Genomic DNA, 25,809 nt, shown 5'->3' with positions numbered 1-25,809 from the left:
CCCTTGCTGACCCCCTCACCCTGGCACACCCCCGGTCCCCTGTCGGTGGGGTTTCCCCCCGAAAACACCTCAATCCACCCCTGACTCCCCCCACTCCAACCCCGACCCACCCGCTCCGCGCCCTCGCCGGTCCCCAGCCATCCACCGCGCGCCCCCAAGCCGCGCCATCACTCCCCGTCCCGAACGAGCACCACCACCTGCCCATCCCGCGCACCGCACCGCCCCTGGAGCGACCGGTACGCCGTACGCCTGCAGGCCCACGGCATCTTCCGCCCCGGCCCCGCCCCGCCCGGGACCTTCCCGCCTCGCCACCACGGCCGTCCCACATGCGCACCACTTGCCCGTACGCCGTACGCCGTGCGCACCGCACCGCACCGCACGGCCCAGCCCGCCCCGCTCGAGACCTTCCCACCTCGCCACCACGCCCGTCCCACATGCGCACCACTCGCCCGTACGCCGCCGCACCACTCCCACTCGGGACCTTCATCCCCATCCGCCACCACCACGCCCGGCCCCAACCCACGCTCCGCCCGAGGCGCCTACTCGCCGACCCCAACCATCGCCACCCGCCGACTACCACCCCGCAGAACTACCTGGCAGCTCGGCAACTCACCCCGTACGACGACCCCACGCCCTCATTCGCCGACAACCGCCCAACCCCCACAGCCCGCACCCAAGCCCACGCACCCACCCACACCTAGTCAGCCGTCCAGGCGGACCGGCATCAGCCCGTACGCCCAGGACAACCCGGCGGCAGCCACCGACGCCCACCACTGATCAACCTCCTCCGGCAGACCCCTGGCCGGCGTGTCCCCCGCGTGTCACCCCCGCAACACCAGGTTGATCAGCGGTGCACGTCGGCCATCCCACCCCGAGCATCCACCGGCCCCCCGACCGCTGAGCCCTCCCCCAAGCCAGCGCCACCCCACCGCCTACGACCACCCCACACGTCCGACCCAGCACAACCACACGTGCCCCGGTCTCGCCCGTGCTCCATCCGCCAATCCGCGAGACCGCCCTGCGAGTCCATCCACCACATCGCCCCCCTCGCGCAGCACCCACAACTAGCCAGCACAAGTCCCACGCCTGATGTACGCCGACGCGCGCGAAAGAACACCCGCCGACCAACGCCGTGCGCCGCCACCTATCCGCCCACGTCCTGCCCATGGCCTCCCACCCGACCGGCCCCAACGCCCGCGATCAGGGCGAGCGAGTTCGACGACCTCCCCGCGCGATCCGCCTGATCCTGGCCTGCGAGCTGCGTGGTACCGGCCCGCCGAGTTCACCTGTCCCCGGCTGCCCCGGCCCGCTCGCTCCAGACCACCGACAGACCACCCCAAGTAGTCCACCTGCACCCCCGCTCCCAATCGCCTGGCCCAGCCTGCGATCAGGGCAAGCGGGTTCGACGACCTCGCCGGCGGTGCCGTCCCGCCGAGTTCACCTGTCCCGACTGCTCCGGCTCGATCGCTCCAGACCACCGACGGACTACCCCGAGCAGTCCACCTCCACCCCCGCTCCCAATCGCCTGGCCCAGCCTGCGATCAGGGCAAGCGGGTTCGACGATCTCCCCGGCGGTGCCGACCCGCCGAGTTCACCTGTCCCGACTGCTCCGGCTCGATCGCTCCAGACCACCGACGGACTACCCCGAGCAGTCCACCTCCACCCCGCCGCTCCGGCTCGATCGAGTCCACCGGCGGGCAGCTCAGGTGGTCCATCTCCGCCTCGGCTGCTCCGGCTCGATCGCTCGAGTCGAACAGTGGACTAGCTCAGGTGGTCCTTCTCCACCCCCGCCGCCAACTGCTGAAACGCCTTGCGGAGCTTGCTCGACTTCGCCGTCTCAAGCAGGCTCCGCCCGTGGGTCAGCGCGGCATCGGTCGCCGCCAGGTCAAACGGCAGCAACGCCGCCGGCTCCACCCCGGCGTACTGGTTCAGCGCCTCGGCCGCCGCATCCGCCGGCGAACTCCCGAGCGACCCCGAGCGCACCCGGTTCACCACCACCCGAGTAGTTGCCGACGGCACCATCGCGCGCAGTTCGTGCAGAGATCGGATCAAGCGCGTCAGCCCGACCGGGTCCGCCGTACCGACGACGATCACCTCGTCAGCTTCCTCCAGCGTCGCCAGGGTCGCACCGTTCCGCCGTGGAGCGAGTGTGTCGAACGAGATCTCCTCGTCGCTCTCGACGCAGAAACTGACATCGACCACAGTGCACGGCGCCAACTGCCGCGCCGTCGACCACACCGACTCCAGCGCGGTCGGACGCAACTCCGTCCATCGGTCGGCGCGGCTCAACCCCGTCAGCACCAACAAGTAGTCAGCAACCCCGCGCGCATGCCGAGCCAGCAGCTCCACGTCGAGCGATCCACTGCCGGCCGACCGCGCCGCAGCAGCAAGCCCCGAGGTCTCGTCGAGAATCCCCAGCATCTGCGCCACCGACCCGCCGTACACATCCGCATCGGCCAGCAACGTAGGAATCTGCCGCGCCGACAGTTCACTCGCGAGCCCGACCGCGACCGTGCTCCGCCCCGGCGCACCGGTCGGCCCCCAGACCGCGAGCAGCCTCCCCTTGCCCGACGGGTCGTAGTGCCGCTCGGGCGGCGTCGTCCCCGGCGGCACCGGCACGAACCCACCGGCGAAGTGCGACACCGTCGTCGGCGGCCCCGAATCCACCGCATCGGTGATCGCGCGCCCGAGATCCTCACCGCTGACATCGGCCGGCAGGATCCGTTCGATCCCCATCCGCGCCAGCCGATCCTCGGCACCACTCGGCGCACCGTTGTCGGACGGGTCGACAAGCGCCAGTACGACGATCCGCCGCGCATGCAGCGCCGCCACCGCGTCCGACGTCAGCCGCGGCAGATCCTCCGCAAGCAGCACCGCCCGAGCCTGCCCACTCGCCGCCGCGGCCATCACGTCGGCAATGTCCACACACCGCCGCACGATCCGAATCCCCGGCGCCTGCTCAGCCCGCCGTACGACGTCCGCCTCCCACGGCGCACCCGTCACCGCCAGCAACACAGGAACAGCCATCAACACCCCCACCCAACAAGCCCCGCCCCACCGAACCTCACCAACCACGAGCCAGTACGCCGACCGCCGCAGTGGACACACCGCGCCTGGTAGACCGTGCCCACCAACGCCCTCACCGACCAACGACCACTCCGCCGGCAGCAGACCGCAGCCGCCAGCACACGCGGACCAGCTCCCCACGCACTCACCGCTCCCAGCCGCACTCCAGCCGGACGAAATCCAGTACGCCGACTGCGCACCTCCGGCGACACCCTCGCCGTACGACGCCCGCCTCGCCGGGTGCTCAGCTTGCCCATCAGCGGCCTCGCCGTACGAGGACGGGCTCTCCGGCGCTCATCGCAGCGAGCGCGGCGGGAAGCTTCGGTAGGTCGGCCGGGTCCAACCCGATCAGCACCTGCCGACGCGCGGACCCTCCGGCGACGCCCTTGACCGCGTCGATCTGGCTGACGCGAACTGTCTCCCACAGCTTCCGTGCCGGCTGGACGGGATCCTTGGGGATGACCCAGACGTCCACCTGATCCCCGGCCGCAGTGTCGATGGGCAGGCGACCGGTGGCGATCGCGAGCGGCAGTTCGGTGCGGTCGTTGTCCGTCTGGGTCACCGCGGCCTGGCGCGGGACGAACTCGCCGGCCTTCACCGCGCGGACCATCACCAGACCCTGCAGGTCGGCGTCGGCCGCGACGTACTGGCCGGCGGCGTCACCGCTCGTGAAGCGGACGCGGACCGTGGTCAGGTCCTCCGAGGTCAGTTTGGTGCCGGCCGGAAGGTCGCGGTCGGCGGCCCAGATCGTCGTGGTGTCGTCGGCGGACGACAGCAGCTTGGCGCCGGCCAGCGCTGTGATCGCGACCAGCAGCACGCCGAGGACGAGCCGGCCGTCCTTCCACCGGGCTCGGCGGTTGCGCTGCGGCGGCGCCGACGGCACCGCGAACCCGCTGCGAACTGGACTCTGCACCACGTCTGACTCTTTCCTGTCACCTGTCGGTCGCGCTCCGGAGCCGCCCATTCTGCCAACTCCGTCGCGTTGCGTGCTTTCGGTTGTCCACAGCGTCGCGACAGCGGAGTGGCCTGGGGACAAACTCAATCGTCCGGGGGCCAACCGTGGCAAACTAAAGAAACAGGAACTGCAGGAAGTTGCAGTTCCTACTCCCTACGTCGACCAGCGAAAGGGCGTCAGGACGTATGCCTGCACCGCGCTTCCTCCAGCTCTCCGACGTCGCCGAGGTCCTGAACATCTCGGCCAACCAGGTCTACGCACTGGTCCGCCGCGGCGACATCCCCGCCGTGAAGATCGGCGGCCGCGGCCAGTGGCGGGTCGAGGCCACCGAGCTGGAGAAGTACATCGAGCGGCTGTACACCGAGACCCGCCAGTTCATCACCAGCCACCCGTTCGGCGAGGAAGCCGAGCAGTCCGAGGACGTCCACCAGTAGTCGGCCGGTCAGCGGCGACGGAGGGCTGAGAGGGCCTGGGTGGGGACCAACCGGGTGTTGTAGACCTCGGTACGACGGCGAGGCGCATCGAGCGGATGTTCGGCGATCTCGATGAAATCGGCGCCGACGCGGTCGATGGTCCCGGTGATCGGATGCGCGTGAGGACCCGCGCAGAACAGAGTCACCGGCGACCGGTCGCGAGCGATCCCGCGGAGCAGGTGCGCTAGTCCGAGCTTGGCCGCGATGGCGCCCTCGGCTGGTTCGGCCCAGGGTCCGAGACCGTGGATCGAGGTGAGGGCCTCGACGGGGATCAGCCATTCCTCGAAGCGTTCGGCCTCGAGGAGCAGGCAGTCCTTGCCGACTCGGACCAGTTCGCCCTGAACGGGCTCGGCGTGCGTCAGTTCGACCCGGACGACCGTGCCGACCGCTCCGCGGAGCCGGTCGAGCAGCGTGATCTTGCCGACCTCGGCCCGGATCCGTTCGGCGACCTCGCCGTACAGATCACCGTCCTGCAGCGCCGCGAACTGCGACTCCAGGTCCTCGAACAGAGCATCCAGACGCATGCGCTCGAACCTACCGTCTCGATCGCTCACCAGCACTCTCCGTGCTCGATCTCCACTCTCCGTCGCCAATACATCTGTCTTGGACTTGCCAAACCTCGCTGAGAGCGGTCTATATTGGTCAAGCCAATGCAAACTAACGCAAACGCATAGATCGAGGGCAAAAGGAGATGAACGCGATGATCCGGGGGCTGAAGGCGCTGATCGCGCTGAGTGCACTGACCGGCGCCGGCTTCGCGCTGCGCTGGGTGACCGCCGGCGCCATGAACGAGGCGTCGACGCGGGACCTGATCTCGATGGCGTTCGTCGCGGTCGCCGCGGTCGCTTGGACGGCGTACGCATGGCTGCTGCTCGCCGTACTCGCCACGGTGCTCGAACAGGCGCCCGGCGTACTGGGTCGCACTGGAGCTGCGCTGGTCGGCCGGATCACCTCGCAGACCTCGCGGACTCTGCTCCGCTCGGCACTGGGCGTTGCTGCTGTCACGCCGCTGACCATCGGCGTAGCGCACGCGTCGCCGGCCAATCCGCCGCAGCACACGACGACCTCCGGCGCCGCCTGGCGCGCGACCGAGCCGGTCTCGACCGTCCGCCTCGACCAGCCGATCTCGCCCAACGAATGGCGCCTCACGGAGAAGCCGTCGAGCGTTCGCCTGACCGACCCGGCCCAGACCACAGGCCGCCCGCAGTACGAGCCGAGCTCGAAGCTCGAGATCGCCGGTACGACGGGGAGTGAGCGCCCCAACGGCCCGGCAACTCCCGATCCGTCGACCACTCGTACAGGCGATACGACGACCACCCGGCCGAGCGATCGGCCAGCGTCCGGGCCGACCGATGGGCTTAGCCGGAGCGGGCATCCGTCAGCGACTAAGCCGGGCCCGGCTCGGGCTGGGCAGCCGACGGCGACTCAGTCCGGTGGACCTGCTCGAACCGGGGAGCCGGGCGCGACGATGCCCGGTGGAACCGGTCGGACCGGAGATCCGGTGGGGCCTCGGGCTGGCGAGCCGGGGATTCGGGTGCCGGATCGGCCTACCGATGGGGCTCCGGTTCGGTACACGGATCTGCAGAGCGGCCGGCACGTGGTGCTTCGCGGCGAGTCGCTCTGGTCGATCGCCGCAGCCGAACTCGGACCAAACGCTTCGGACTCGGCGATCGCCGCGCGCTGGCCGCACTGGTACGCCGCGAACCGCGCAGTGATCGGCGCCGACCCAGATCTGCTCCTCCCCGGCCAGGTACTCCAGTCGCCGGCCTCCCTCGACCGTCCCGTGCCGCAGACCCCTCAGGAGAAGTGACATGACCACCCGACGAAACCTCACGTCCGTCCCCCACCCCTCCACCTCCCCGGCCGAGACGCCGACCGCGGCCGACACCGACCCCACGAGCCCGAGCCTCCACAACGTCGCCCCGGCATCAATCGCCGAGTTCACCGCAGGCCCGACCGCCGATGACACGGCTAGCAGCGCTGGCACCGCCGACCCCGCCAGCCCCGCCGGCACTGGCGGCACTGGCGGCACTGGCGGCACTGGCGGCACTGGCGGCACTGGCGGCACTGCTGGCACTGCTGGCAGCGAGCGCACCTCAGGCCCGACGGGCGTCGCGAGCGCTGTCCAGCCGGTCGCCGGCGGCGCGACAACCGGCGTACTGACCAATCGCCCCGGTACGCCGACTGCACAGGCCCCGTCGGCAGAGGCGCCTCGGACCTACCCGACGGCAGCTACCGCGCTTCGGAAGCGGGCGGAGGCTGTGCCTACTCGCGGCGCCTTGGCCCTGCAGTACGAGGCGGACGAGGAGATCCCGCCTCGTCCGACCTTGCGGCTCGTTCCGACTGTGCCTGCGCTGCCTGAGGTCCGCGAGTGGGCGACCCGCTTGGTGCAGGCGATCGCCGAGACGATCGGTGGAGATCGCCCAGTGAGCCAGCTGACTCGGTGGACCGACACAGCCGTGTACGTCGACGTGCACCGCCGGGTGCGGCTGCTCGGCCTGACCACCACCGCGGGAAAGCGTGCGACGAGGGAGCGGAGTTCGGTTCGCTCGGTCCACATCTGCCACCCGGAGGCCGGCGTCGCCGAGGTCGCCGCCCACCTCCGAACCGGCGGCCGCTCCCGAGCCATGGCCCTCCGCCTCGAAACCCGCCGAGGCCGCTGGGTCTGCACAGCCCTGGAACTCGGCTGAGCGGCACATGCAACCCACCCGTGACTGCCCAGCTCCGAGCGCGACTCGGGGCGCGCTCGGGGCGGGGGCTCGGCTCGCGCTCAGGGCGGGGGCTGGGCTCAACCCAGGTGGGAGCCCGGCATTCGCAGTGTGGCTGGCGCTGCGCCGATGGCCCGGCATACACGGGCCAGGTGGGTTGGACGGGCAGTGTGGTCCGCTGATCGGCGCGGCTGAGTCAGCTTGAGGCCGGGCCTGGCGGCGAGGTTTGGGTGGCGCAGCTCGGCGTACGAGCCCTAGGCGACGCTGCCCGAGGGGGCTGGCTCGGCGTGCGCAGTGCGGCTGGCGCTGCCCGGGTGGCCTGGCTCGGCGTACGCGGCTCAGGTGGGTTCGGCGTACGGGCTCTGCGGGGCTAAAGGCGTGGAGGTGACCTGACCCGGGGGTGCTTTGGGGCGCGTGGGCGCTGGGAAGGTGCGAAGCGGCCCCCGGGAGCGGTCTCGGGCGCTTGTGGTCCGGGACTGCTCGGGGTGGGCTGGTGGAGCGACCGCCCCCGGGCGCTCCACCAGCAGGTTCTATTGGACCGCACCTTGGGTGGGTGGCGCATCGGTGCGGACTGCCTATATCTCGGGGTGGACTACCCACATCTGGGGCGTGGCCTCAGTAGCTGGGATCGGCTGGTGGGGAGCATGTTGCTCAGGCGTCGGGGCCTCGTCCGAGGGCGGGTGTCGGGTGGCGGCTAGGCCTGGGTAGCGGTTGGTGATGGGCGGTCCGACGATCCGGCATCGGATGGCCTTGGCGGGCTGGTGGAGCGGCCAGGCTCGGGGCGGGGCTGCCGTACGGGGTGCGGGCCGGGGTAGGACCGGCGGCGGGGCTGCTGCACCGGGTGCGGGTCGGGGTAGGACGGGCGTGGGGGCTGCTGCGCCGGATACGGCTGGGGGTAGGGGCTGCTGCACCGGCGGCGCGGCCGGGGTGGAGTGGCGCAGCCGGGTGAGGAGGCGGCGTGGGCTGGCGTACGGAGCTGAGGTGGGACTGGAACGGGGGTGGGCCTGCGTCAGTTGCGAGGCCGGGGTGGAGTTGGCGCAGCCGGGTGAGGAGGCGGCGTGGGCTGGCGCGCGGAGCCGAGGTGGATTGGAACGGGGTGGGCCTGCGCGTCAGGTGCGAGGCCGGGGTGGAGTGGCGCAGCTGGGTGAGGCAGTGGCGTGGACTGGCGTGTGTTGCAGAGGTGGGGTGAAACGGAGTGGGCCGGCGGGTCAGAGGTGCGGGCCGGGGTGGAATTGGCGCAGGTGGGTGAGGAGCCGGCGTGGGCTGGGGTGGGAGTGGAACGGGGTGGGGCTGCGTGTCAGGTGCGGGGGCGGGTGGCGGTGGGTTGGGTTAGCTGTCGGCGGTGGTGGCGGACTTGGTTAGGGCTTGGGTGGCGGCTTGGGGGGTTCGGCGGCCTAGGCCGCAGGCGGTGGCTATGTCTACTGGGCGGCGGGCGGCTGACTCGATGAGGTGGAGGGTGTCCGCCAATGCCTTGTCTGGTTGGGATTCGTGGATGAAGCCGGCTACCAGGCGGGTTTCGGGTGGGACGGTGAGGTGGGTCAGGGGGCGGTAGAAGTCGGGGGTGGTGGGGGCTGGGGATTCACCGGCGGCGAAGGGGAGGTGGAGGTAGTCGAGGGGGTGGGTGGTCGGCCACGACTTCAGGAGGGCGTTGGCGAGGGTGACCATGGGTTCGGCGTTGTGGGGGTTGCCGAGGGCTTTGTTTTGCAGGTCGCCCAGGCAGAGGTGTAGAGCGAAACGGGCGCCGGTGGGGGCTTGGCGGATCATCGTGGTGATTTGGCGGGCCAGATAACGCGCGGCCAGAGAGCGAAGCGCCTTGGGGAGTTGGGTGATGAAGACGAGTTCTGCGGGGAGTTCTAGTTGGAAGACGACTCGGTCGCCTGCGCGGGCGTGAATGGCTTCGATTTCCTGGAGCATCAGGTTGGCGAAGACCTTGCGGTAGCGGAAGCCGCCGAGTGGGCCGAAGGTGAAGAGGGCCAGGTCGAAGTCGCCGGGGAGGCCGACGAGGAAGCTGAGGTTGTCGCGGTTGTTGCGGGCGGCAACTGCTTGGAGGGCCGCGTACCCCGTCTCGAAGGCTTTGACGTGACCCAGGTCGACGCCGGTGCCGTCGAAGTGGTGGCCGCGGCGGACGCCGAGGCGGGACGTGTGGTCGTAGTCCGACCAATCGCCGGGGCGGCGTTGTTCGAGGTCGGGGTGGTTGCCGAGGTCGCGGATCAGGTTGAGGATCCAGAGCTGGCGGTCGCCGGCTTCGCCGTCGGGGAGGAGGCTGGTGCGGGTGCCCAGCAGGTCGAGCGCCTGCTGGATCGCAGCCTCGGCGCTCGGGGCCGGGATGCTGCCGAGCAGTTGCACCTGGCGGCGAGGTGCGTGGTGCTGGGCCGGTACTGAGGAGTGGTCGGAGAGGGTCACAGCTTCTGATTGGACGTCAGACCGGGCGGGATCGCGTCGGTGACGGGTGCCTAATTCTCGGGTGGGACTACCCATATAAGTGGGGTGAGTGAGCAACCAATGGGCCGTACGGCGTTGCGGCACGACCCGTTGACGCGGTGACCGCGTCGGTCGAGTGCGTGACGGACGCGGCCGGCCGGGTGGAGCGGCGAGGCTGATCAGGTGATGGCGTCGGGGGTGAAGTACGGCTGCCGGCGCTGCTGGGGCAGGCGGGAGACAGGTCTCATCGCGCGTACCACCAGCAGGCCGACAGTCGGCAGCTGTTCCAGCAAAGAGGGTTGGCGTTGGAGTTCGTTGCTGAGGCGCTCAGTTCAGTACGACGGTGAAGCCGCCGGGGAGGACCTCTACGCGGCCGTTCGCCGGTCGGCGGGAGTGGAGTTGGCCGGACGACGTGTAGGAGTAGGCGGTCCCGCGGTGGGTGACTGGGACCGAGCGGGGGTGGCGGTCGACGCTGACCAGGAGCTGGCCAGCGCCTAGTTGGAGTTTGCTGATCAGTGGGAGGAGGAGCAACGCGTCGACACGAACGTCGCGGCCGCTGGACGTTGCGGTGAGAGTGGTCGCCGCGGCGGGTAGTAGACCGACCCCTACGGGGAGCAGAGCGCCGGGGGCGGCCGAGACTCCTTGCGGGCCGCCGGAGCCGTGGCGGATGACGCCGCCGGTGGACCAGGTCGTCGTACCGGCCGAGCGGTCAGGGATCAGGTCCACGATGGGGAGAACGAGGCGCCCTTCGACCGAGGCCGGAAGAGTCCAGTCGGCTCGGGAGCCGGCGGGCAGGTCGACATACGAGCCGTTGCTCCACTGGGATTCGCCGGTCCAGGCGGACGGCGGGGTGACGACTGTGGCGCCGGAGGACAGTTGAGCGGACTCGGCCTCGACCACCTGCAGGCCGGAGGTCACAGGACGACTGGCCAGGGCTTCGGCTTGGTGGGCGACGGACGGGTTGGCGTCCAGGGCGAGCATCGAGAGCAGGCCGTGGATCGTCGACTCGGCGCCGGAGTTGCGGTTGATGACGCCGTCGCCGGAGACGCCGTCGTACGTGCGACCCATGCTGGGGTCGTACGTCGGTTCGCCGGCGCGGTTGGCGCCGAAGTACCAGGCGGCGACGAAGGCGGCGACCTGGCGGAGGCCGGGGCGGTTGCCTGCCGAGGCGACGCCGAGCAGGGCCTGCAGGCGGGCGTCTACGCCGTACGCGATCTGCGTGCGGTCGATTGGGGCCGGCAGCCAGCCGTTGTCAGGGCCGCCTGCGGTCAGCAGCAGTGGGGTGAAGCCGGCGGCGTCGCCGAGAGCTGGGGCGAGTAGGCGCGGGTTGTGCAGGGCGGTGGAGGCTGCGGCGAGTGCGGAGGGCATCTGGGCGCCCCAGGCGTGCCAGTTGGAGATCGACTCGCCCCACGGGAGCAGTGCGCGGAACGGCCACTCGCGGGTGCTGCCGGCGCCCATGGCGGCGATGGCCTCGGCAAAACGAGCGAGAGTACGCCGGGCACGGGCGGGCCCGCCACTGGCACCAGCTCCGGAGAGCACGCCGGTACTTGAGGCGCCCGCTGCGTTGGCGGAGGCGGTTGAGGAACCCGCACCCGCACGCACGTACGCGCTCAGTCCCAGCACAGCCTCCGAAGTAGCGTCTGCGCCCGCGACGATGAGCCAAGCCGGAACCCGCCGGCCGTCGACCACGTTCCAGGTGCCATAGCGAACCAGCACCTGACGATCCAACGCGTCGAGAGCCAACTCGAGACGCGTACGCAGGAACCGAGCAAACGCCGGATCGACCGTACGGAAGACCTCGTACCCCTCCCCCAGCGCCCAGACCGTCCGAGCCAGCCAGTACGACGGACCGCTGTCTGACGGGTCCGGCAGCTCGACCGGCTCGGCGCTCGGGTTGAGTGTGCCGTCCGGCTGCATCCAGAGCACGACGTTGCCTGCGTTGGCGCCGCTGGTCGTCTGCAGGTACGTCAGCCCGCGCAACAGCCCGTACGCCGCCGAGCGGCTGTGGGCGTCGCGATGGGCGCGGTAGTGCCGCAGGTAGACGACGGCCGCGCGGGCTAGGTCGTCGGCGTTGAACGCGCCCTGGCCGTAGGTGTCGGTGGCGGCGTCGTACGGGCCGCCGCCGATCCGGGCGTACGTGCCGTCGGCACGGCGGTCGGCGTACGTCCAGAGCACTCCGAGGGGACCAGAGCTGTACGTCGAGTGCCCAACAACAGCCGGAGGCGACACCGAGTCACCCAGGAAGTCGAGGTGACTGAGGTTGGCGCGCTGGTACTTGGAAGCAGCAGCCCCAACCACAGACGGGGCTGCGGTGGCAGTTGCCGTGGGCAACCCAGCAGCCAGTGCGAGCGATCCGCCGAGGACAGCTCGCCGCGACACGGCCGCGGCAGCCGGCCCAATCGGCCGTCGTAAGACTGTCATGACACCCGATCCAAGCGGGCGACGCCGATCTTCGCGTCGGCCATGCCGTAGAAGACGTAGTGCACCCCGTCGACCTCTTCGATCGCCGTCGGGAAGACCACGTTGCCGACCGTTCCGATCCGCTCCTCCTCGGTCTCCGGCACCAGGATCGGCTCCGCGGTACGGTCGATGACCTTGGTCACGTCATCGAACGACAGCAGCAGCGCACCCGCCGCGTAGCTGACCTTCTGCGTCGTCGGATCGAAGCCCTTCGGCTGCTCCCCCGTCACGCCGTGGTGGATCACGAGCCAACCCTCAGGAACGCGCAGCGGCGCCGGCCCGGCGCCGATCTTCAACGCCTCGAAGGGGTACTCGGACATCGCGACGAGCCGGTGGTGGCGGAGGTGGACGAGGTTCTCCAGCCCGCGTTCGACTTCGGACACGGGAACGAAGGAGACCCAGATCCCCGGCCGATCATCGGTCACGCCAGCCGGCAGGTGCACGCCCTCGCCCTCGCGGAACCAGCCCAGGTCCCACATCGGCCGGTGCAGCATCGCGTACGACGGTTCGCCGTCCGGCCCCGGCACGGGCTCGGGGAAGAACACCGTGTCCTTGTTCGGGAACAGGTTCAGATCCGTGTCCAGATCGGACTGGTACTCGAAGTGCAACGGCCCCAGCCGCGTCCAGGACCGCAGATCCTCCGACACTGCCAGCGCCGGCTTCGGCCCGAGCGGCCCGTACGCGACATACGTCATCACGTGCAGACCCAGCAGCGGGACCCACGTCACCCGCGGGTCCTCGACGCCGGCGTTGTTCAGCCCGCGCTCCCAGCCCTCGTCGGGCTCCAGCACAACACCCTCCCGCTCGACCCCGACAGGAACCCCGTCGTCCAGCGAGACGCGGGCCAGACCGACCCGAGAAACATTGCCCGGAGCAACCAGTCGCGGCAGCAGGTACAAAGTGCCATCAGGCGTGTGCCCGGAGGCCGGGTTCAGCACACCCTCGGACTCCAACTCGTTGCCCGGCTCGGGCGTCATCACGACACCGACGCGCGTCAGCGTGTACGGAACAGTCACAGTCAAAACCCCTTCAAAGAAAGAAAGCGCAGCAAGACTTAGCCCTTGACCCCGGACTCGAGGCTGGAGGAGATGAAGCGGCGCTGGAAGATCACGAACAGCGCGACCGCCGGAGCGGCCAGGACACAGGCCCCGGCCAGTACGGCGCCGAACGGGTTCGCGGCCCGCGCCGACACAGTCGTCAGGTAGTTGGACAGCGAGACCGCGAGTGGCTGCAGGTCCTGCTGCTTGGTGATCAGGAACGGCCAGAGGAACTCGTTCCACGGCCCGATGAACGTCAGCAGTACGCCGGTCAGCAGCGCCGGCTTGACCAACGGGATCGCCACCCGCCACAAGATGGCGAGCTCTCCCGCGCCGTCGATCCGCGCCGCGTCGAACAACTCCTGCGGCAGCTGCAGGAAGTACTGCCGGAACACGAACACCGCGGTCGAGTTGATCGCGAACGGCAGGATCATCCCGAGGTAGGAGTCGGCCAGCCCGTAGCTGCGCACGATCATCACGTACAGCGGGATCGTCAGCAGCTGGAACGGGATCACCTGGACCAGCAGCACCAGGTTGAACACCGCGCCGCGACCGCGGAACTGCAGCCGGGCCAGCGCATAGCCCGCCAGTACGCCGAACACGAGCGTGCCCAGGATGACCCCACCGGTGAAGATCCCCGAGTTCAGCAGCGACCGCCCGAGGTTGATCGCCGCGTTGATCTCCGCGTAGTTGTGCCCCGTCAGGTTCCCCGGCGAGGGAAAGGCGCCGCCGACCGAAGGATCCGGCTCGGTCTGCAGGCTGCCGACGAGCATGTAGTAGAAGGGGAACAGGAAGACGAACGCCCCGACCAGCAGGCCGAGAAACTTCCACGGGCTCTTCATCTAGTTCTCCCTCCCGACGAAGCGTCGTTCGACCAGCGCCAGGATCAGTACGCCGATCACGAGCAGCACCCCGATCGCGGCCCCGATGTCCGGGTTGCCCTGCTCGATCCCGCGCTGGTACATGATCAGCACCGGCGACGCGGACGCGCCGTCCGGACCGCCACCGCCGGTGAGCAGGTACGGCTCGGTGAACAGGTTCGCCCCGGTCACCGTCGCCAGCAGTACGACGAGCGTCGTGGCCGGCCGCACCCCCGGCACGGTCACGTTCCAGAACGACTTGATCCGCCCGGCGCCGTCCATCGACGCCGCTTCGTACAGGTCCTTGGACACGTTCTGCAGCGCGGCCAGGTAGAGCAGGATGAAGAACCCGAGCTGCTTCCAGGTCACGTAGATCGCGACCGTCGGCATCGCCAGCTTCGAGTTGACCAACCACGACGGATCAGGCGCGAGCGGCCCGAGCACGGAGTTGACCAGACCGTTCGAGTTGAACAGGAACAGCCAGACCCCGACCACAGCGACACTCGCCGTCACATAAGGGACGTAGTAGCTGACCCGGAAGAACCCGCGCCACCGAACAGCACCGTTGAGCGCGTACGCCAGGAGCAGCGACAGCACCACGGTCAGCGGCACGTTGATCAGCAGGAAGACGCCGACGTTGACGAACGAGCGCCGTACGGCCGGGTCCGACAGCACCGTGGCGTAGTTCTCGAACCCGACGAACGGCCGGTCGACGATCGCGCCGGGCGCGGTGAAGAAGTAGTCGTGGAACGACATGTACACGGCGAACCCGAGCGGGTAGGCGAAGACGGCCGCCAGGAAGATCACGTACGGGGTGACGAACAGCGACCCGATCGGCTGTTTGCCGAGAATCTTGCCCAGCACCCCGGTACGTGTGCTCATGACTGCTTGGCGAGCTGATCGACCTTCTGGACGGCGCCGTCGAGGGCCGCGCCCGGGTCTTCCTGACCGAAGATCACGGACTTGGAGTACGCGTCACGGAAGGTCTGCCAGATCGTGATCGAGTTCGGCACGTTCGGGACCTCGACCGTGCGGGCGGCCTGGTCGGCGAACTGCTGGTAGTCGGGGTTCTTCTGGAAGTACTCCGGGTACGCCGTGGCGACCGCGTCACGCAGCGGCATCTGACCGGTGGCCTCCAGCAACTTGCCGTCCTGCTCCTTGCTGGTCGCGAACTTCAGCACCTCCCACGCCGTCCCACGGTTCTTGCACGCCGAGTACATCGCGACGTTCTTCGCGTCGCTGAAGGTGTAGGTCTCACCAGCGGGCTTCCCGGCCGACGTCGGCACCGGCACGGCGCCCCACTCCACCTTGCCCTTGTACGTCGCGACCGCCCACGGGCCGACGATCGCCATCGCGGCGGTCCCGTCGACGAACGAGTCGCCGGTGTACTTCTCCTGCGAGGCCAGCTTGTCGGCGTACATGGTCCGCCAGAACGTCGCGACCTTCTTGCCCTCGTCCGAGGCGAACTGCGCCTTGCCGTCGGCGATGAGTTGCTTGCCGCCGGTCTCGGCCGCGAACAACGGGTAGAAGTCGAACCAGGACTGGTAGAACTCGTTGCTCGGCGCCGGGTAGATCGCGAACTTCGCGGCCTTGGCGGCGACCAGCTTGCGCGACGTGGCCAGGAACTCGTCGTACGTCGCCAGCGGCGGCTTGGCGGTGTCGATGCCCGCCTTGGCGAAGGCCTTCTTGTTGTAGAAGATCATCACCGGGTTGTCTTTCCACGGCATCTGGTAGTACTTGCCGTCGGTCGACTTGTACTGCTCCGCGGTCTTGCCGGTGCGGCTCTCGATGTACTCCTTGCCGCCGTCGAAGCCGTCGAGCGCCACCAGGCCACCCTGCTTCTGGAACTGCGACACCGAGGCCGGCGAGGTGTTGAAGATCAGGCAGGGCGCGTTGCCCGCCGTGATCGCGGCACCGATCACTTCCTCGGAGCTCTTCCCGGTCGGGATCTCCTGCGCGGTGACCTTCTCCTCCGGGTGCGCGGTGTTCCAAGCAGCCACCATCTGCTTGCCCCAGGCCACTTCCTCGGCGTTGTTCGACAGCCAGACCGTGATCTCGCCCTTGGCCTGCGCGGCCGCGTCGGCATCACCTCCGCCATCACTGCCGCCGCAGGCTGCGGCGACTCCGGTCAGCCCCAGCGCCAGCAGCGCCGCGGTCACCTTGCGTCGTTTCATGACTCCTCCAGTCGTGCGGTCGAACGGCGTACGACGAGACGGGCCGGTGGGAGCTCCACGTCGGCCACGTCACCGGTCCCGTCGATGAGTTGGTTGAGGGTGTTCGCGGCGGCCTCGCCGAAGGCGTAGGGGTCGGCGCGCACGGTGGTCAGGCCGGGGTGGACGAACTCGGCCAGCTCGCTGTCGTCGAAGCCCGCGATGCTCAGGTCGTCGGGCACGGTCAGCCCGGCCCGCTGCGCGGCGCCGAGCCCGGCGATCGCCATCCGGTCGTTGGCGTAGACGATCGCGGTCGGCCGGTCCGGCAGCGCGAGCAGCCGCCGGGTCGCCTCGATCCCGCCGGCCGCGGTGAAGTCGCTGACCTCGACCCCGGCCGGCTCCAGCCCCGCGTCGGCCAGCGTCGCGACGAACGCGTCGGCCCGGGCGGTGGCGTGGACGAACGTCGGCGGACCGGCGACGTGCGCGATCCGCCGGTGGCCGAGCGCGAGCAGGTGCTCGACGACCTCGACCGTGCCCGGACGGTCGTCCAGACAGACGGCCGGGAACGGCGACGAGCCCTCCGGCCGGTTCAGCGTCACCGCGGGCAGCCCGAGCTCGCGGAGCAGGTCGATCCGCGGGTCCTCGTGGCGAAGGTCGGACAGGAAGACTCCGTCGACCCGGCCGTCCTGAGCGAGCCGCCGGTACCCGGCCGCCTCGTCCTCGCCCGCGGTCACGACCTGCAGTACGAGCGCCTGACCGCCGCGCGAGAGCACGCTCCCGACTCCTGCGATGAACGCCGGGAAGAACGGGTCGGACGACAGGACGGCGGGGTCCCGCGTGATCACCAGACCGAGGGCGAACGCCTTCGAGACCGACAGCGAGCGCGCCCGGTTGCTGGGCCGCCAGCCGAGGTCGTCGGCGGCCGCGAGGATCCGGTCGACGGTGGCCTGGGCCAGACCGGGCCGTCCGTTCAGCGCGAACGAGACCGAGCCCTTGGAGACTCCGGCCCGGGCCGCCACGTCGGCGATCGTCGGTCGGTCCTTGACCACGTAGCACTCCTGTCTGAGTGTTTAAACCGGTTTAAAGAGTCACTAAACCGGTCAAAACCCGCGCCGTCAAGGGTTCGGGTCACCTGTTCGGGAACGCGCTCAAGACCGCATTACGCGCACTTTTCTGCAATTGGTCCTTGACGCTGCCGACCCACGTTGCTCTACTGACTGACCAAGCACCGGATGCCGGTGTGACAGTGACGCACCCAGCCGGTAGCAGTCTCGGAGTCCGGTTGTCAGGCGCCAGGGCTCGAGCCCGAGGCGGGGAAAGCGTCCGCGGGACCCGATGGAGAAATCGTGTCCGACCCCCGCACTGCAGCACCGTCTCGTCGCGACGTCCTGCGAGCGGCCGCCGTACTGGCCGTCGCGACCGGGCTCGCCGGCTGCGGCAAGTCCGATCCTGAAACCACCGGCGGCCAGGTCACCGTCGACCTCTGGCACGGCCAGACCGACAGCGCCAAGAAGGCGCTCGACGCGCTGGTCGCCGAGTTCAACCGGACCCATCCGGGGATCGCCGTGATCGGCGGCGGTGGCGGCGTGACCGCCGACAGCATGCTGCAGAAGGTCACCGCGGGTCTGGCGGCCGGGTCCTTCCCGGACATCGCGTACATCTTCGGCTCGGACCTGGCCAGCATCACTCGCAGTCCGCAGGTCGCCGACCTCACCGGGCAGCTCCAGCTCGACGCCGTGTGGCCGGCAGCCAAGGCAGCGATCACCGTCAAGGACAAAGTGCGAGCCGCGCCCGCCCTGCTCGACTCGCTCTGCGTCGTCTACAACAAGAAGCTGTTCGCCGCCGCCGGTGTCCCGGCGCCGAAGGCGGGCTGGACCTGGGACGACTTCGTCGCGACCGCGGCGAAGCTGACCGATCCCGGCAAGGGCGTCTTCGGTACCGGCTGGCCGGGCGTCGGCGACGAGGACACCGTCTGGCGGCTCTGGCCGATGATCTGGGACCTCGGCGGCGACGTCGTCACCGAGGACGGCAAGAAGGTCGGCTTCGAGCAGGTCGGCGAGCAAGCGCTGGCCACCCTCGACAAACTGCGCACCGACAAGTCCCTGTACGTCGACCCGAAGCCCGGCGGCGAGCAGCTCTACCAGGTCTTTCTCGGCGGCCGGATGGGAATGGTTGCCACCGGCCCCTGGCAGCTGCCGGACATCCTGGACCGCAAGCTGGACTACGGCGTCGTCCCGCTCCCGTCGTACTCGGGCAAGGCGGTGACGATCTCCGGGCCGGACACCTGGACCGTGTTCGACAACGGCTCGGCGCGGCTGAAGGCGGCGACCGAGTTCGTCCGCTGGATGCTCGACGCCAAGCAGGACGTGCGCTGGGACCTGGAGGGCGGCAGCCTTCCCGTCAGTACGACGACCGCAGCGCTGCCGGAGTGGAAGAAGCACGCAGCCGAGACGAACGGGCTGCAGGTCTTCGTCGACGCGCTGGAGACGGCCCGGGTCCGGCCGACCATCACGGCGTACCCGCAGATCTCCGAGCATCTCGGCACCGCGATCGTGTCCGTGCTGCTCGGCAAGAAGTCCCCCGCCGACGCGCTGAAGGAGTGCGTCGAGCAGTCGAACGCCGTCCTGGCGGTACCGAGCTGATGGCCAGCGTGGTCGGCACGTTCACCGTCGATCCACGAGCCCGGGCCGCAGCGGCCAAGCGACGCAACCGTGGCGAAGGCCGTACGGCGTGGGCGTTCGTCAGCCCGTCGGTCGTCATCATCCTCGGGCTCAGCGTCCTCCCGGTGCTCTGGTCGTTGCTGCTGTCGTTCCAGGCCAGCGACCTGGTCTCGCCGAGCCGCTGGGTCGGGCTCGCCAACTACCGCACGCTCGCGGCCGATCCGCTGTTCCGCGAGGCCGTCGGGCACACCGTCGTCTACACCGCGCTCTACGTCCCGCTGAGTGTCGTCGGCGGGCTGGCGATCGCGCTGCTGCTGGATCGGAAGATCCGGCTGATCGGGCTCTACCGGACGCTGATCTTCGTTCCGTTCGTCGTCTCGGCGGCCGCGCAGGGTGTCCTGTTCTCGTTCGTCCTCGACCCGGAGTTCGGCGCGGCCAACTCGTTGCTGCACCAGTTCGGCCTACCGGCGCAGGGCTTCTTCAGCGATCCGTCGCAGGCGCTCTACCTGCTGGTCGCGATCTCCTTGTGGAGCGGGACGGGCTTCTGCGTGATCGTCTACCTGGCCGGGCTGCAGAGCGTCGAGCCCGAACTGGTCGAGGCCGCGCGGATCGACGGCGCCGGGCGGACCGGCGTACTGCGGCACGTCGTACTGCCGTCGCTGACGCCGGTCACGATCTTCCTGGTGCTGTTCCAGGCGATCAACGCGTTGCAGGTGTTCGACCTGGTCTTCGTCACCACCAAGGGCGGACCGCTCGGATCGACGACGGTGATCGTGTACTTCATCTGGGAGAAGGCGTTCAAGAGCTTCACCGCCGGCTACAGCGCGGCCGCGGCGTACGCGCTGGCCGTTGCCCTGCTGGTGATCGGGGTCATGCTGCAGGTCTACCAACGGCGGGTGAAGCGATGAAGCGTCTGCCCTTCAGTCCTTGGCATTTCGTCCTCGCGCCGCTCGCGCTGCTGTTCGCGCTGCCGCTGCTGTGGCTGCTGGTCAGCTCGGTGATGAGCAACTCCGAGATCAACCGGTTCCCACCGTCGCTCTGGCCGAGCCGGATCGACCTCGACGGCTACCGGTTCGTCCTCGGCAACGCGCTGTTCCCGCGCTGGTTCGGCAACTCGTTGCTGGTGTCAACGGTCGCGGTGACCGCGAACCTCGTGCTCGGCTCGCTCGGCGGCTACGCGTTCGCGCGGATGCGGTTCGCCGGGTCGAAACCGTTGCTCGGGCTGATGCTGGCCACGATGGTGATCCCGTTCCAGCTGACGATGATCCCGACCTTCCTCGTGATGAAGCACCTCGGCCTGATCGACACCCTCGGCGCGCTGATCGTGCCGTCGCTGGTGACGCCGTTCTCGGTCTTCCTGTTCCGGCAGTTCTTCGTCTCGCTGCCGCGCGAGCTGGAGGAGGCTGCCTGGATCGATGGCTGCGGACGGCTGCGGATCCTGGTCTCGATCGTGCTGCCACTGGCCCGGCCCGCGCTCAGCACGGTCGCCGTACTGACGTTCCTGAGTACGTGGAACGACCTGACCTGGCCGCTGATCGCGATCAACCACGACACCAACTACACGCTCCAGCTCGGCCTGACCACCTTCCAGGGCCAGCACCACACCCAGTGGGCCGCCGTGATGGCCGGCAACGTCATCACGGTGCTGCCGGTGCTGCTCGGCTTCCTCCTTGCCCAGAAGGCGTTCATCCGCTCGCTGGCTTCCTCAGGACTTAAGGGCTGACCCATGTTTGATCTGCTTGTACTGGGCGACGCGAATCCCGACGTCGTCATCGGACCCGTGAACCAGCCGATGATCTTCGGCCAGCGGGAACGACTCGTGCCGACGGGATCGCTGTGTCTCGGCGGTTCCGCGGCGATCATGGCCTGCGGGGCCGCTCGGCTCGGGCTCAAGGTCGCGTTCGCGGGCCGGATCGGCGACGATCCGGCCGGGACCTTTGTCCGGTCCGCACTCGAGGAACGCGGCGTCGACACGTCCGCGCTCGTGGTCGATCCCGAGCTGCCCACTCCCCTGACGACCGTGCTCACCTCGGGCTCGGACCGCGCGATCCTCACGGCGTCGGGCTGTCTGGCCTCGACCAGCTCGAACGACGTACCGCGAACGTTGCTGCGTTCCGTACGGCACGTGCACGCGGCATCGTTCTACCTGATGCCCGGCCTGGCCGCGGGGCTGGCCGAGCTGTTCAAGGAGGCACGGAACGCGAAGGCGACCACGTCGCTGGACACCAACGACGACCCGGCCGACCGGTGGGAGCGGTTGGTCCTCGATCCGGTGTTGCGGGTCACCGACTACCTGCTGCCCAACGCGGCGGAGGCGCACGCCTTGACCGGGCATCCGGTCCTGGCCGAGGCCGCCGGGATCCTTGCTCGCCGCGGCCCGCTGGTCGTGGTGAAGAACGGCGCCGACGGTGCGCTCGCTCACGACGGGACCAACCTGACGACCGCGCCAGCGCTCGCGGTCGATCCGGTTGACACCGTCGGCGCCGGGGACAGCTTCGACGCGGGCTTCGTGGCCGCCGTACTGCGTCGTACCGGACGGGCCCGGGCACTCGCGATCGCTGCCGCGTGCGGCTCGTTGTCGACCAGAGCAGCAGGCGGTACGGCGGCGCAGGCCGACTGGGACCTGGCCGTGGAGAGTGCGGGATGACGCGGATCGCCTTCATCGGCGCGGGAAGTGTCGTCTTCACCCAGGGGCTGCTGGCCGACCTGTTCGGCTTCGACGACCTCGGCGAGCTGCACATCGCCTTGCACGACATCGATCCCGAGCGTCTCCGCACGGCGGCGTCGGCGGCCGCGGTGATCGCGACCGAGCTCGGCGCGCGGCCGACGATCAGCGCGCACCTGGACCGCCGGGCCGCGCTGGAGGGCAGCGACTTCGTCGTGAACATCATCCAGGTCGGGATGAACGACGCCACCCGGATCGACTTCGACCTGCCCGCCCGGTACGGCGTACGGCAGACGATCGGCGACACCCTCGGCGTCGGCGGGGTCTTCCGCGCGCTGCGCACCTTCCCGGTACTGCGCGGGTTGGCGGCCGACATCGCCGCGGTCTGCCCCGACGCCTGGCTGCTGAACTACACGAACCCGATGGCGATGAACGTCTGGTACCTGTCGGCGCTCGGGGTGCGGAACGTCGTCGGGCTGTGCCACTCGGTGCACTGGACGATGTACGACCTGTCGGAGCTCGTCGGCGTACCGTTCGAGGAGGTCCGGTACCTGGCCGGCGGGGTGAACCACCAGTCGTGGGTGCTGCGCTTCGAGCACGGCGGGGAGTCGCTGTACCCGGCGCTGGACGAGGTGATCCGGCGCGATCCGGAGATGCTGCGGCGGGTCCGCGTCGACATGTACCGGCGGCTCGGGTACTACCCGACCGAGACCAGCGAGCACTCGTCGGAGTACGTGCCGTGGTACCTGCCGCACGATTCCGAGATCGAGCGGCTGCGGTTGCCGGTCGGCGAGTACCTGCGGATCGTGGAGGAGAACGTCGCGTCGTACGAGAAGACGCGGGACGCGGTGAAGGCGGGCGATCCGGTGCCGGTCGAGGCGACGATGGAGTACGCGCCGCAGATCGTGCACAGCATCGTGACCGGGGTGCCGCGGACCGTCTACGGGAACGTGGTGAACGACGGGCTGATCAGCAACCTGCCGAGCGGGTCGGTGGTCGAAGTCCCTTGCCTGGTTGACGCTCTGGGGGTGCAGCCGACGGCGATCGGCGCGCTGCCGGCTGCCTGCGCGGCCGTCAACTCGTCGTACGTGAACGTGAACGCGCTAACGGTGAAGGCCGCTCTGGAGCAGGATCCGCGGGCGATCCGGCAGGCGCTGATGGCCGACCCGGCCACCGCGGCAACGCTGACGGTCGACCAGATCTGGGCCCTGTGCAACGACCTGGTCGAGGCCCACAGCAACCTTCTGGCCCCGGAACTGCGCGCGGTGCTCTGACACGACGAAGGCCGCCCCCACGCTGGGTGGGAGCGGCCTTCGTGGTGTGGGCTACTTGTAGACGTCGGCCGCGGGGTCGCCGTGGCAACGCTTGTACTTCTTGCCCGAGCCGCAGGGGCAGGCGACGTTGCGCGGGGTGCCCGGGTACATCAGGCCGCTGGCGTCGGTGCCGTCCTCGGAGCGGACCGCGATCTCCTCGTCACCGTCGATGGTCGGCGCGGAGTACGACAGCCGCTGGGGCGGACGGTTCTCCTTGCCGAGGCCCTTGGCGAGCAGCTTCGGCCGGTCGGTCAGGCGCGGGCCGTCCTGCGGACGGTCGGCGTCGCGACCCGGGAACTCCGCCACCGGGGCACCCGGCGTGAGGATGTCCTCGGCCTCCTCGACGACCTCGGCCGCCGCGGCCTGCTGGGCGCGCATCGCCTCGACGTCGACCTCGACGTTGAAGATGAACGCGACCGACTCCTCCTTGATGGACTCCATCATGGCGGCGAACATGTCGTAGCCCTCGCGCTGGTACTCGACCAGCGGGTCGCGCTGCGCCATCGCGCGCAGGCCGATGCCCTCGCGCAGGTAGTCCATCTCGTACAGGTGCTCGCGCCACTTGCGGTCGAGCACGTTCAGTACGACGCCGCGCTCGAGCTCACGCATCGACTCGGTGCCGAGGAGCTCCTCGCGCTGGGCGTAGGCCTCGCGCGCGTCGGCGACGAACTTCTCCACCATGAAGTCCTGGGTCAGGCCGGAGCGCTCGCCGCCGGCCTCCTCGATCAGGTCCTCTTCGGTGACGGTCGTCTGGTACAGCGTCTTCAGCGCGGTGAACAGCGGGTCCAGGTCCCAGTCCTCGGCGAACCCGTCCGCCGTCGCGCCCAGGACGTACCCGGTGACGGTCTCGTCGAGCATGTCGAGCACCTGGTCCCGCAGGTCGGCGCCCTCGAGCACCCGGCGGCGCTCGTCGTACACGACGTGACGCTGACGGTTCATCACGTCGTCGTACTTGAGGATGTTCTTCCGGGTCTCGAAGTTCTGCGCCTCGACCTGGGACTGTGCCGACGCGATCGCCTTGGTGACGACCTTGTTCTCCAGCGGCACGGTGTCGTCGTCGTTGCGCGACATCGCCCAGTCGACCATCTCGCGCTTGAACAGGCGCATCAGGTCGTCCTCGAGCGACAGGTAGAAGCGCGACTCGCCCGGGTCACCCTGACGGCCGGAACGACCGCGGAGCTGGTTGTCGATCCGGCGCGACTCGTGCCGCTCGGTGCCGAGCACGTACAGACCGCCGGCCTCGCGGACCTCGACCTGCTCGTCCTTGACCTGCTGCTCGAACTTCTCCAGGACCTTCGGGTACTCGGCCTCGTACTCCTCCGGCGTCTCCACCGGGTCCAGACCCCGCGCGCGCAGGTCCTTGTCGGCCAGGAACTCCGGGTTGCCGCCGAGAATGATGTCGGTACCACGGCCGGCCATGTTGGTGGCGACCGTGACCGCGCCCTTGCGGCCGGCCTCGGCCACGATCGCGGCCTCCCGCGCGTGCTGCTTGGCGTTCAGCACCTCGTGCGCGATGTTCTCCTTGCGCAGGTGCGCGGACAGCCGCTCGGACTTCTCCACGCTGGTGGTGCCGACCAGGATCGGCTGACCGGTCTGGTGCTTGTCGACGATGTCCTTGACCACCGCGTCGAACTTGGCGTCCTCGGTGCGGTAGATCAGGTCGCGCTGGTCGGCGCGGACCATCGGCTTGTTGGTCGGGATCGGCACGACGCCCAGGCCGTAGATCTTGCTGAACTCCGCGGCCTCGGTCATCGCCGTACCGGTCATGCCGGCCAGCTTGCTGTACTGGCGGAAGTAGTTCTGCAGCGTGATCGTCGCGAGGGTCTGGTACTCCTCCTTGATCTCGACCTTCTCCTTGGCCTCGATCGCCTGGTGCAGACCCTCGTTGTAGCGGCGGCCGTGCAGCGTGCGGCCGGTGTGCTCGTCGACGATCAGCACCTCGCCGTCGACGACCACGTAGTCCTTGTCCTTGCGGAACAGGTCCTTGGCCTTCAGCGCGTTGTTCAGGTAGCTGATCAGCGGGGTGTTGGCCGACTCGTACAGGTTGTCGATGCCGAGCCGGTCCTCGACCTTCTCGATCCCGCGCTCGAGGATGGCGACGGTGCGCTTCTTCTCGTCGACCTCGTAGTCGGCGACCTTGCGCTTCTTCTCGTCGATCTCCAGGTCGGTGACGCCGCGCCGCTCGTTCTTCAGCTTCTGGTCGTCGGCGTTGGTCCAGGCCTGCAGGGTGGAGGCGATCTGGGCCATCTCGACGTACCAGCGCTGGGAGTCCTCGGCCGGGCCGGAGATGATCAGCGGCGTCCGGGCCTCGTCGACCAGGATCGAGTCGACCTCGTCGACGATCGCGTAGTTGTAGCCACGCTGCACGCAGTCGGCGATGTCGTTGGCCATGTTGTCGCGCAGGTAGTCGAAGCCGAACTCGTTGTTCGTGCCGTAGGTGATGTCCTTGGCGTAGGCGATCCGGCGCTCGGCCGGGGTCATCTCCGGCAGGATCACGCCGTAGTCGAGGCCGAGGAAGTGGTACACCCGGCCCATCCACTCGGCCTGGAACTTGGCCAGGTAGTCGTTCACCGTGACCACGTGGACGCCCTTGCCCGACAGCGCGTTCAGGTACGTCGGCAGCGTGCCGACCAGGGTCTTGCCCTCACCGGTCTTCATCTCGGCGATGTTGCCCAGGTGCAGCGCCGCGCCGCCCATGATCTGAACGTCGTAGTGGCGCTGGTGCAGGGTCCGCTTGGCCGCCTCGCGGACGACCGCGAACGCCTCCGGCAGCAGCGCGTCGAGCGACTCGCCGTTGTCCACCCGCTCCTTGAACTCGGCCGTCTGGGCCCGCAGCTCCTCGTCGGACATCGCGACGAAATCGTCCTCGATGGAGTTGACCACCTTCGCGATCCGCTGGAGCTGACGCAGCGTCTTGCCCTCGCCGATGCGCAGGACCTTGTCGACAACCTTCATGGTGGGCAGTTCTCTCCTTGCTGCTGAAGCCTGGTTGCGGCGGACTTGCCGGCGTCGTACCCGCACTGGGCACGGCACGGTCCACC

General features: G+C 69.3%; 19 protein-coding genes. 8 read left to right on the top strand and 11 right to left on the bottom strand.

From position 1 onward, the window contains the following. Window positions 1–1,761 precede the first annotated feature (1,761 nt). Both ACYVIO_RS15080 and ACYVIO_RS15075 read right to left on the bottom strand, forming a co-directional pair. A complete protein-coding gene (locus tag ACYVIO_RS15080) occupies window positions 1,762–3,027 on the bottom strand; it encodes an AAA family ATPase (protein WP_460651371.1) in 1,266 nt (421 codons plus the stop codon). Between the two features lie 295 nt (window positions 3,028–3,322). Further along, on the bottom strand, window positions 3,323–3,982 hold the full coding sequence (locus ACYVIO_RS15075) for an SAF domain-containing protein (RefSeq protein ID WP_460651370.1): 660 nt from the start codon (window positions 3,980–3,982) through the stop codon (window positions 3,323–3,325). Window positions 3,983–4,206: 224 nt separating this feature from the next. On the opposite strand from ACYVIO_RS15075, the gene ACYVIO_RS15070 reads away from it, so the two are divergent. Continuing rightward, window positions 4,207–4,455: a helix-turn-helix domain-containing protein gene (locus ACYVIO_RS15070; RefSeq protein WP_184804078.1), complete on the top strand. Its 249-nt coding sequence runs from the start codon at window positions 4,207–4,209 to the stop codon at window positions 4,453–4,455. 8 nt (window positions 4,456–4,463) lie between these two features. Here ACYVIO_RS15070 and ACYVIO_RS15065 read toward each other — a convergent pair whose 3' ends face one another. Continuing rightward, window positions 4,464–5,018, bottom strand: a complete 555-nt coding sequence (locus ACYVIO_RS15065; RefSeq protein ID WP_460651369.1) for a hypothetical protein — start codon at window positions 5,016–5,018, stop codon at window positions 4,464–4,466. Between the two features lie 167 nt (window positions 5,019–5,185). Here ACYVIO_RS15065 and ACYVIO_RS15060 point away from each other — a divergent pair, with 167 nt between their 5' ends. Beyond that, window positions 5,186–6,304: a LysM peptidoglycan-binding domain-containing protein gene (locus tag ACYVIO_RS15060; protein WP_460651368.1), complete on the top strand. Its 1,119-nt coding sequence runs from the start codon at window positions 5,186–5,188 to the stop codon at window positions 6,302–6,304. A 1-nt stretch (window position 6,305) separates the two neighbouring features. After that, window positions 6,306–7,184 carry an Rv3235 family protein gene (locus tag ACYVIO_RS15055; protein WP_460651367.1) on the top strand — a complete coding sequence of 293 codons (879 nt, stop codon included), beginning with the start codon at window positions 6,306–6,308 and terminating at the stop codon, window positions 7,182–7,184. Between the two features lie 1,347 nt (window positions 7,185–8,531). Here the strand turns inward: ACYVIO_RS15055 and ACYVIO_RS15050 are convergent. From ACYVIO_RS15050 to ACYVIO_RS15020, 7 genes are all read right to left on the bottom strand, one after another. Next, on the bottom strand, window positions 8,532–9,605 hold the full coding sequence (locus ACYVIO_RS15050; protein ID WP_460651366.1) for a hypothetical protein: 1,074 nt from the start codon (window positions 9,603–9,605) through the stop codon (window positions 8,532–8,534). 345 nt (window positions 9,606–9,950) lie between these two features. Next, window positions 9,951–12,044, bottom strand: coding sequence for a hypothetical protein (locus ACYVIO_RS15045; protein WP_460651365.1), 2,094 nt, complete (start codon window positions 12,042–12,044; stop codon window positions 9,951–9,953). Continuing rightward, on the bottom strand, window positions 12,041–13,099 hold the full coding sequence (locus tag ACYVIO_RS15040) for a glycoside hydrolase family 130 protein (protein WP_460651364.1): 1,059 nt from the start codon (window positions 13,097–13,099) through the stop codon (window positions 12,041–12,043). The genes ACYVIO_RS15045 and ACYVIO_RS15040 overlap by 4 nt, the downstream gene beginning before the upstream one ends. Window positions 13,100–13,137: 38 nt before the next feature. Then, window positions 13,138–13,962 (bottom strand): carbohydrate ABC transporter permease, encoded by an 825-nt coding sequence (locus ACYVIO_RS15035; protein ID WP_460651363.1) that lies wholly within the window; start codon window positions 13,960–13,962, stop codon window positions 13,138–13,140. After that, complete coding sequence (locus ACYVIO_RS15030) at window positions 13,963–14,862, bottom strand: carbohydrate ABC transporter permease (RefSeq protein WP_460651362.1); 900 nt, start codon at window positions 14,860–14,862, stop codon at window positions 13,963–13,965. Further along, window positions 14,859–16,154: an extracellular solute-binding protein gene (locus ACYVIO_RS15025; protein ID WP_460651361.1), complete on the bottom strand. Its 1,296-nt coding sequence runs from the start codon at window positions 16,152–16,154 to the stop codon at window positions 14,859–14,861. The genes ACYVIO_RS15030 and ACYVIO_RS15025 overlap by 4 nt, the downstream gene beginning before the upstream one ends. After that, window positions 16,151–17,179: a LacI family DNA-binding transcriptional regulator gene (locus tag ACYVIO_RS15020; protein ID WP_460651360.1), complete on the bottom strand. Its 1,029-nt coding sequence runs from the start codon at window positions 17,177–17,179 to the stop codon at window positions 16,151–16,153. The genes ACYVIO_RS15025 and ACYVIO_RS15020 overlap by 4 nt, the downstream gene beginning before the upstream one ends. A gap of 297 nt (window positions 17,180–17,476) precedes the next feature. On the opposite strand from ACYVIO_RS15020, the gene ACYVIO_RS15015 reads away from it, so the two are divergent. The 5 genes from ACYVIO_RS15015 to melA are packed head-to-tail and all read left to right on the top strand — an operon-like array spanning window position 17,477 to window position 22,729. After that, the gene (locus tag ACYVIO_RS15015; protein ID WP_460651359.1) at window positions 17,477–18,772 is read left to right on the top strand and encodes an ABC transporter substrate-binding protein; all 1,296 of its coding nucleotides are present in this window, start codon (window positions 17,477–17,479) and stop codon (window positions 18,770–18,772) included. Further along, window positions 18,772–19,698, top strand: coding sequence for a carbohydrate ABC transporter permease (locus ACYVIO_RS15010; RefSeq protein WP_460651358.1), 927 nt, complete (start codon window positions 18,772–18,774; stop codon window positions 19,696–19,698). The genes ACYVIO_RS15015 and ACYVIO_RS15010 overlap by 1 nt, the downstream gene beginning before the upstream one ends. Next, the gene (locus ACYVIO_RS15005) at window positions 19,695–20,513 is read left to right on the top strand and encodes a carbohydrate ABC transporter permease (RefSeq protein ID WP_460651357.1); all 819 of its coding nucleotides are present in this window, start codon (window positions 19,695–19,697) and stop codon (window positions 20,511–20,513) included. The genes ACYVIO_RS15010 and ACYVIO_RS15005 overlap by 4 nt, the downstream gene beginning before the upstream one ends. A 3-nt stretch (window positions 20,514–20,516) precedes the next feature. Next, a complete protein-coding gene (locus ACYVIO_RS15000; protein ID WP_460651356.1) occupies window positions 20,517–21,437 on the top strand; it encodes a carbohydrate kinase family protein in 921 nt (306 codons plus the stop codon). Further along, window positions 21,434–22,729, top strand: a complete 1,296-nt coding sequence (melA, locus tag ACYVIO_RS14995; RefSeq protein ID WP_460651355.1) for an alpha-galactosidase — start codon at window positions 21,434–21,436, stop codon at window positions 22,727–22,729. The genes ACYVIO_RS15000 and melA overlap by 4 nt, the downstream gene beginning before the upstream one ends. Before the next feature lie 51 nt (window positions 22,730–22,780). Here melA and secA read toward each other — a convergent pair whose 3' ends face one another. Further along, a complete protein-coding gene (gene secA, locus ACYVIO_RS14990) occupies window positions 22,781–25,723 on the bottom strand; it encodes a preprotein translocase subunit SecA (protein ID WP_460651354.1) in 2,943 nt (980 codons plus the stop codon). Window positions 25,724–25,809 lie beyond the last annotated feature (86 nt).

It is taken from the genome of Kribbella endophytica (assembly GCF_054781295.1).
Note: the sequence above shows the minus strand (reverse complement) of the source record. Positions and strands in the feature narration are given on the sequence as shown.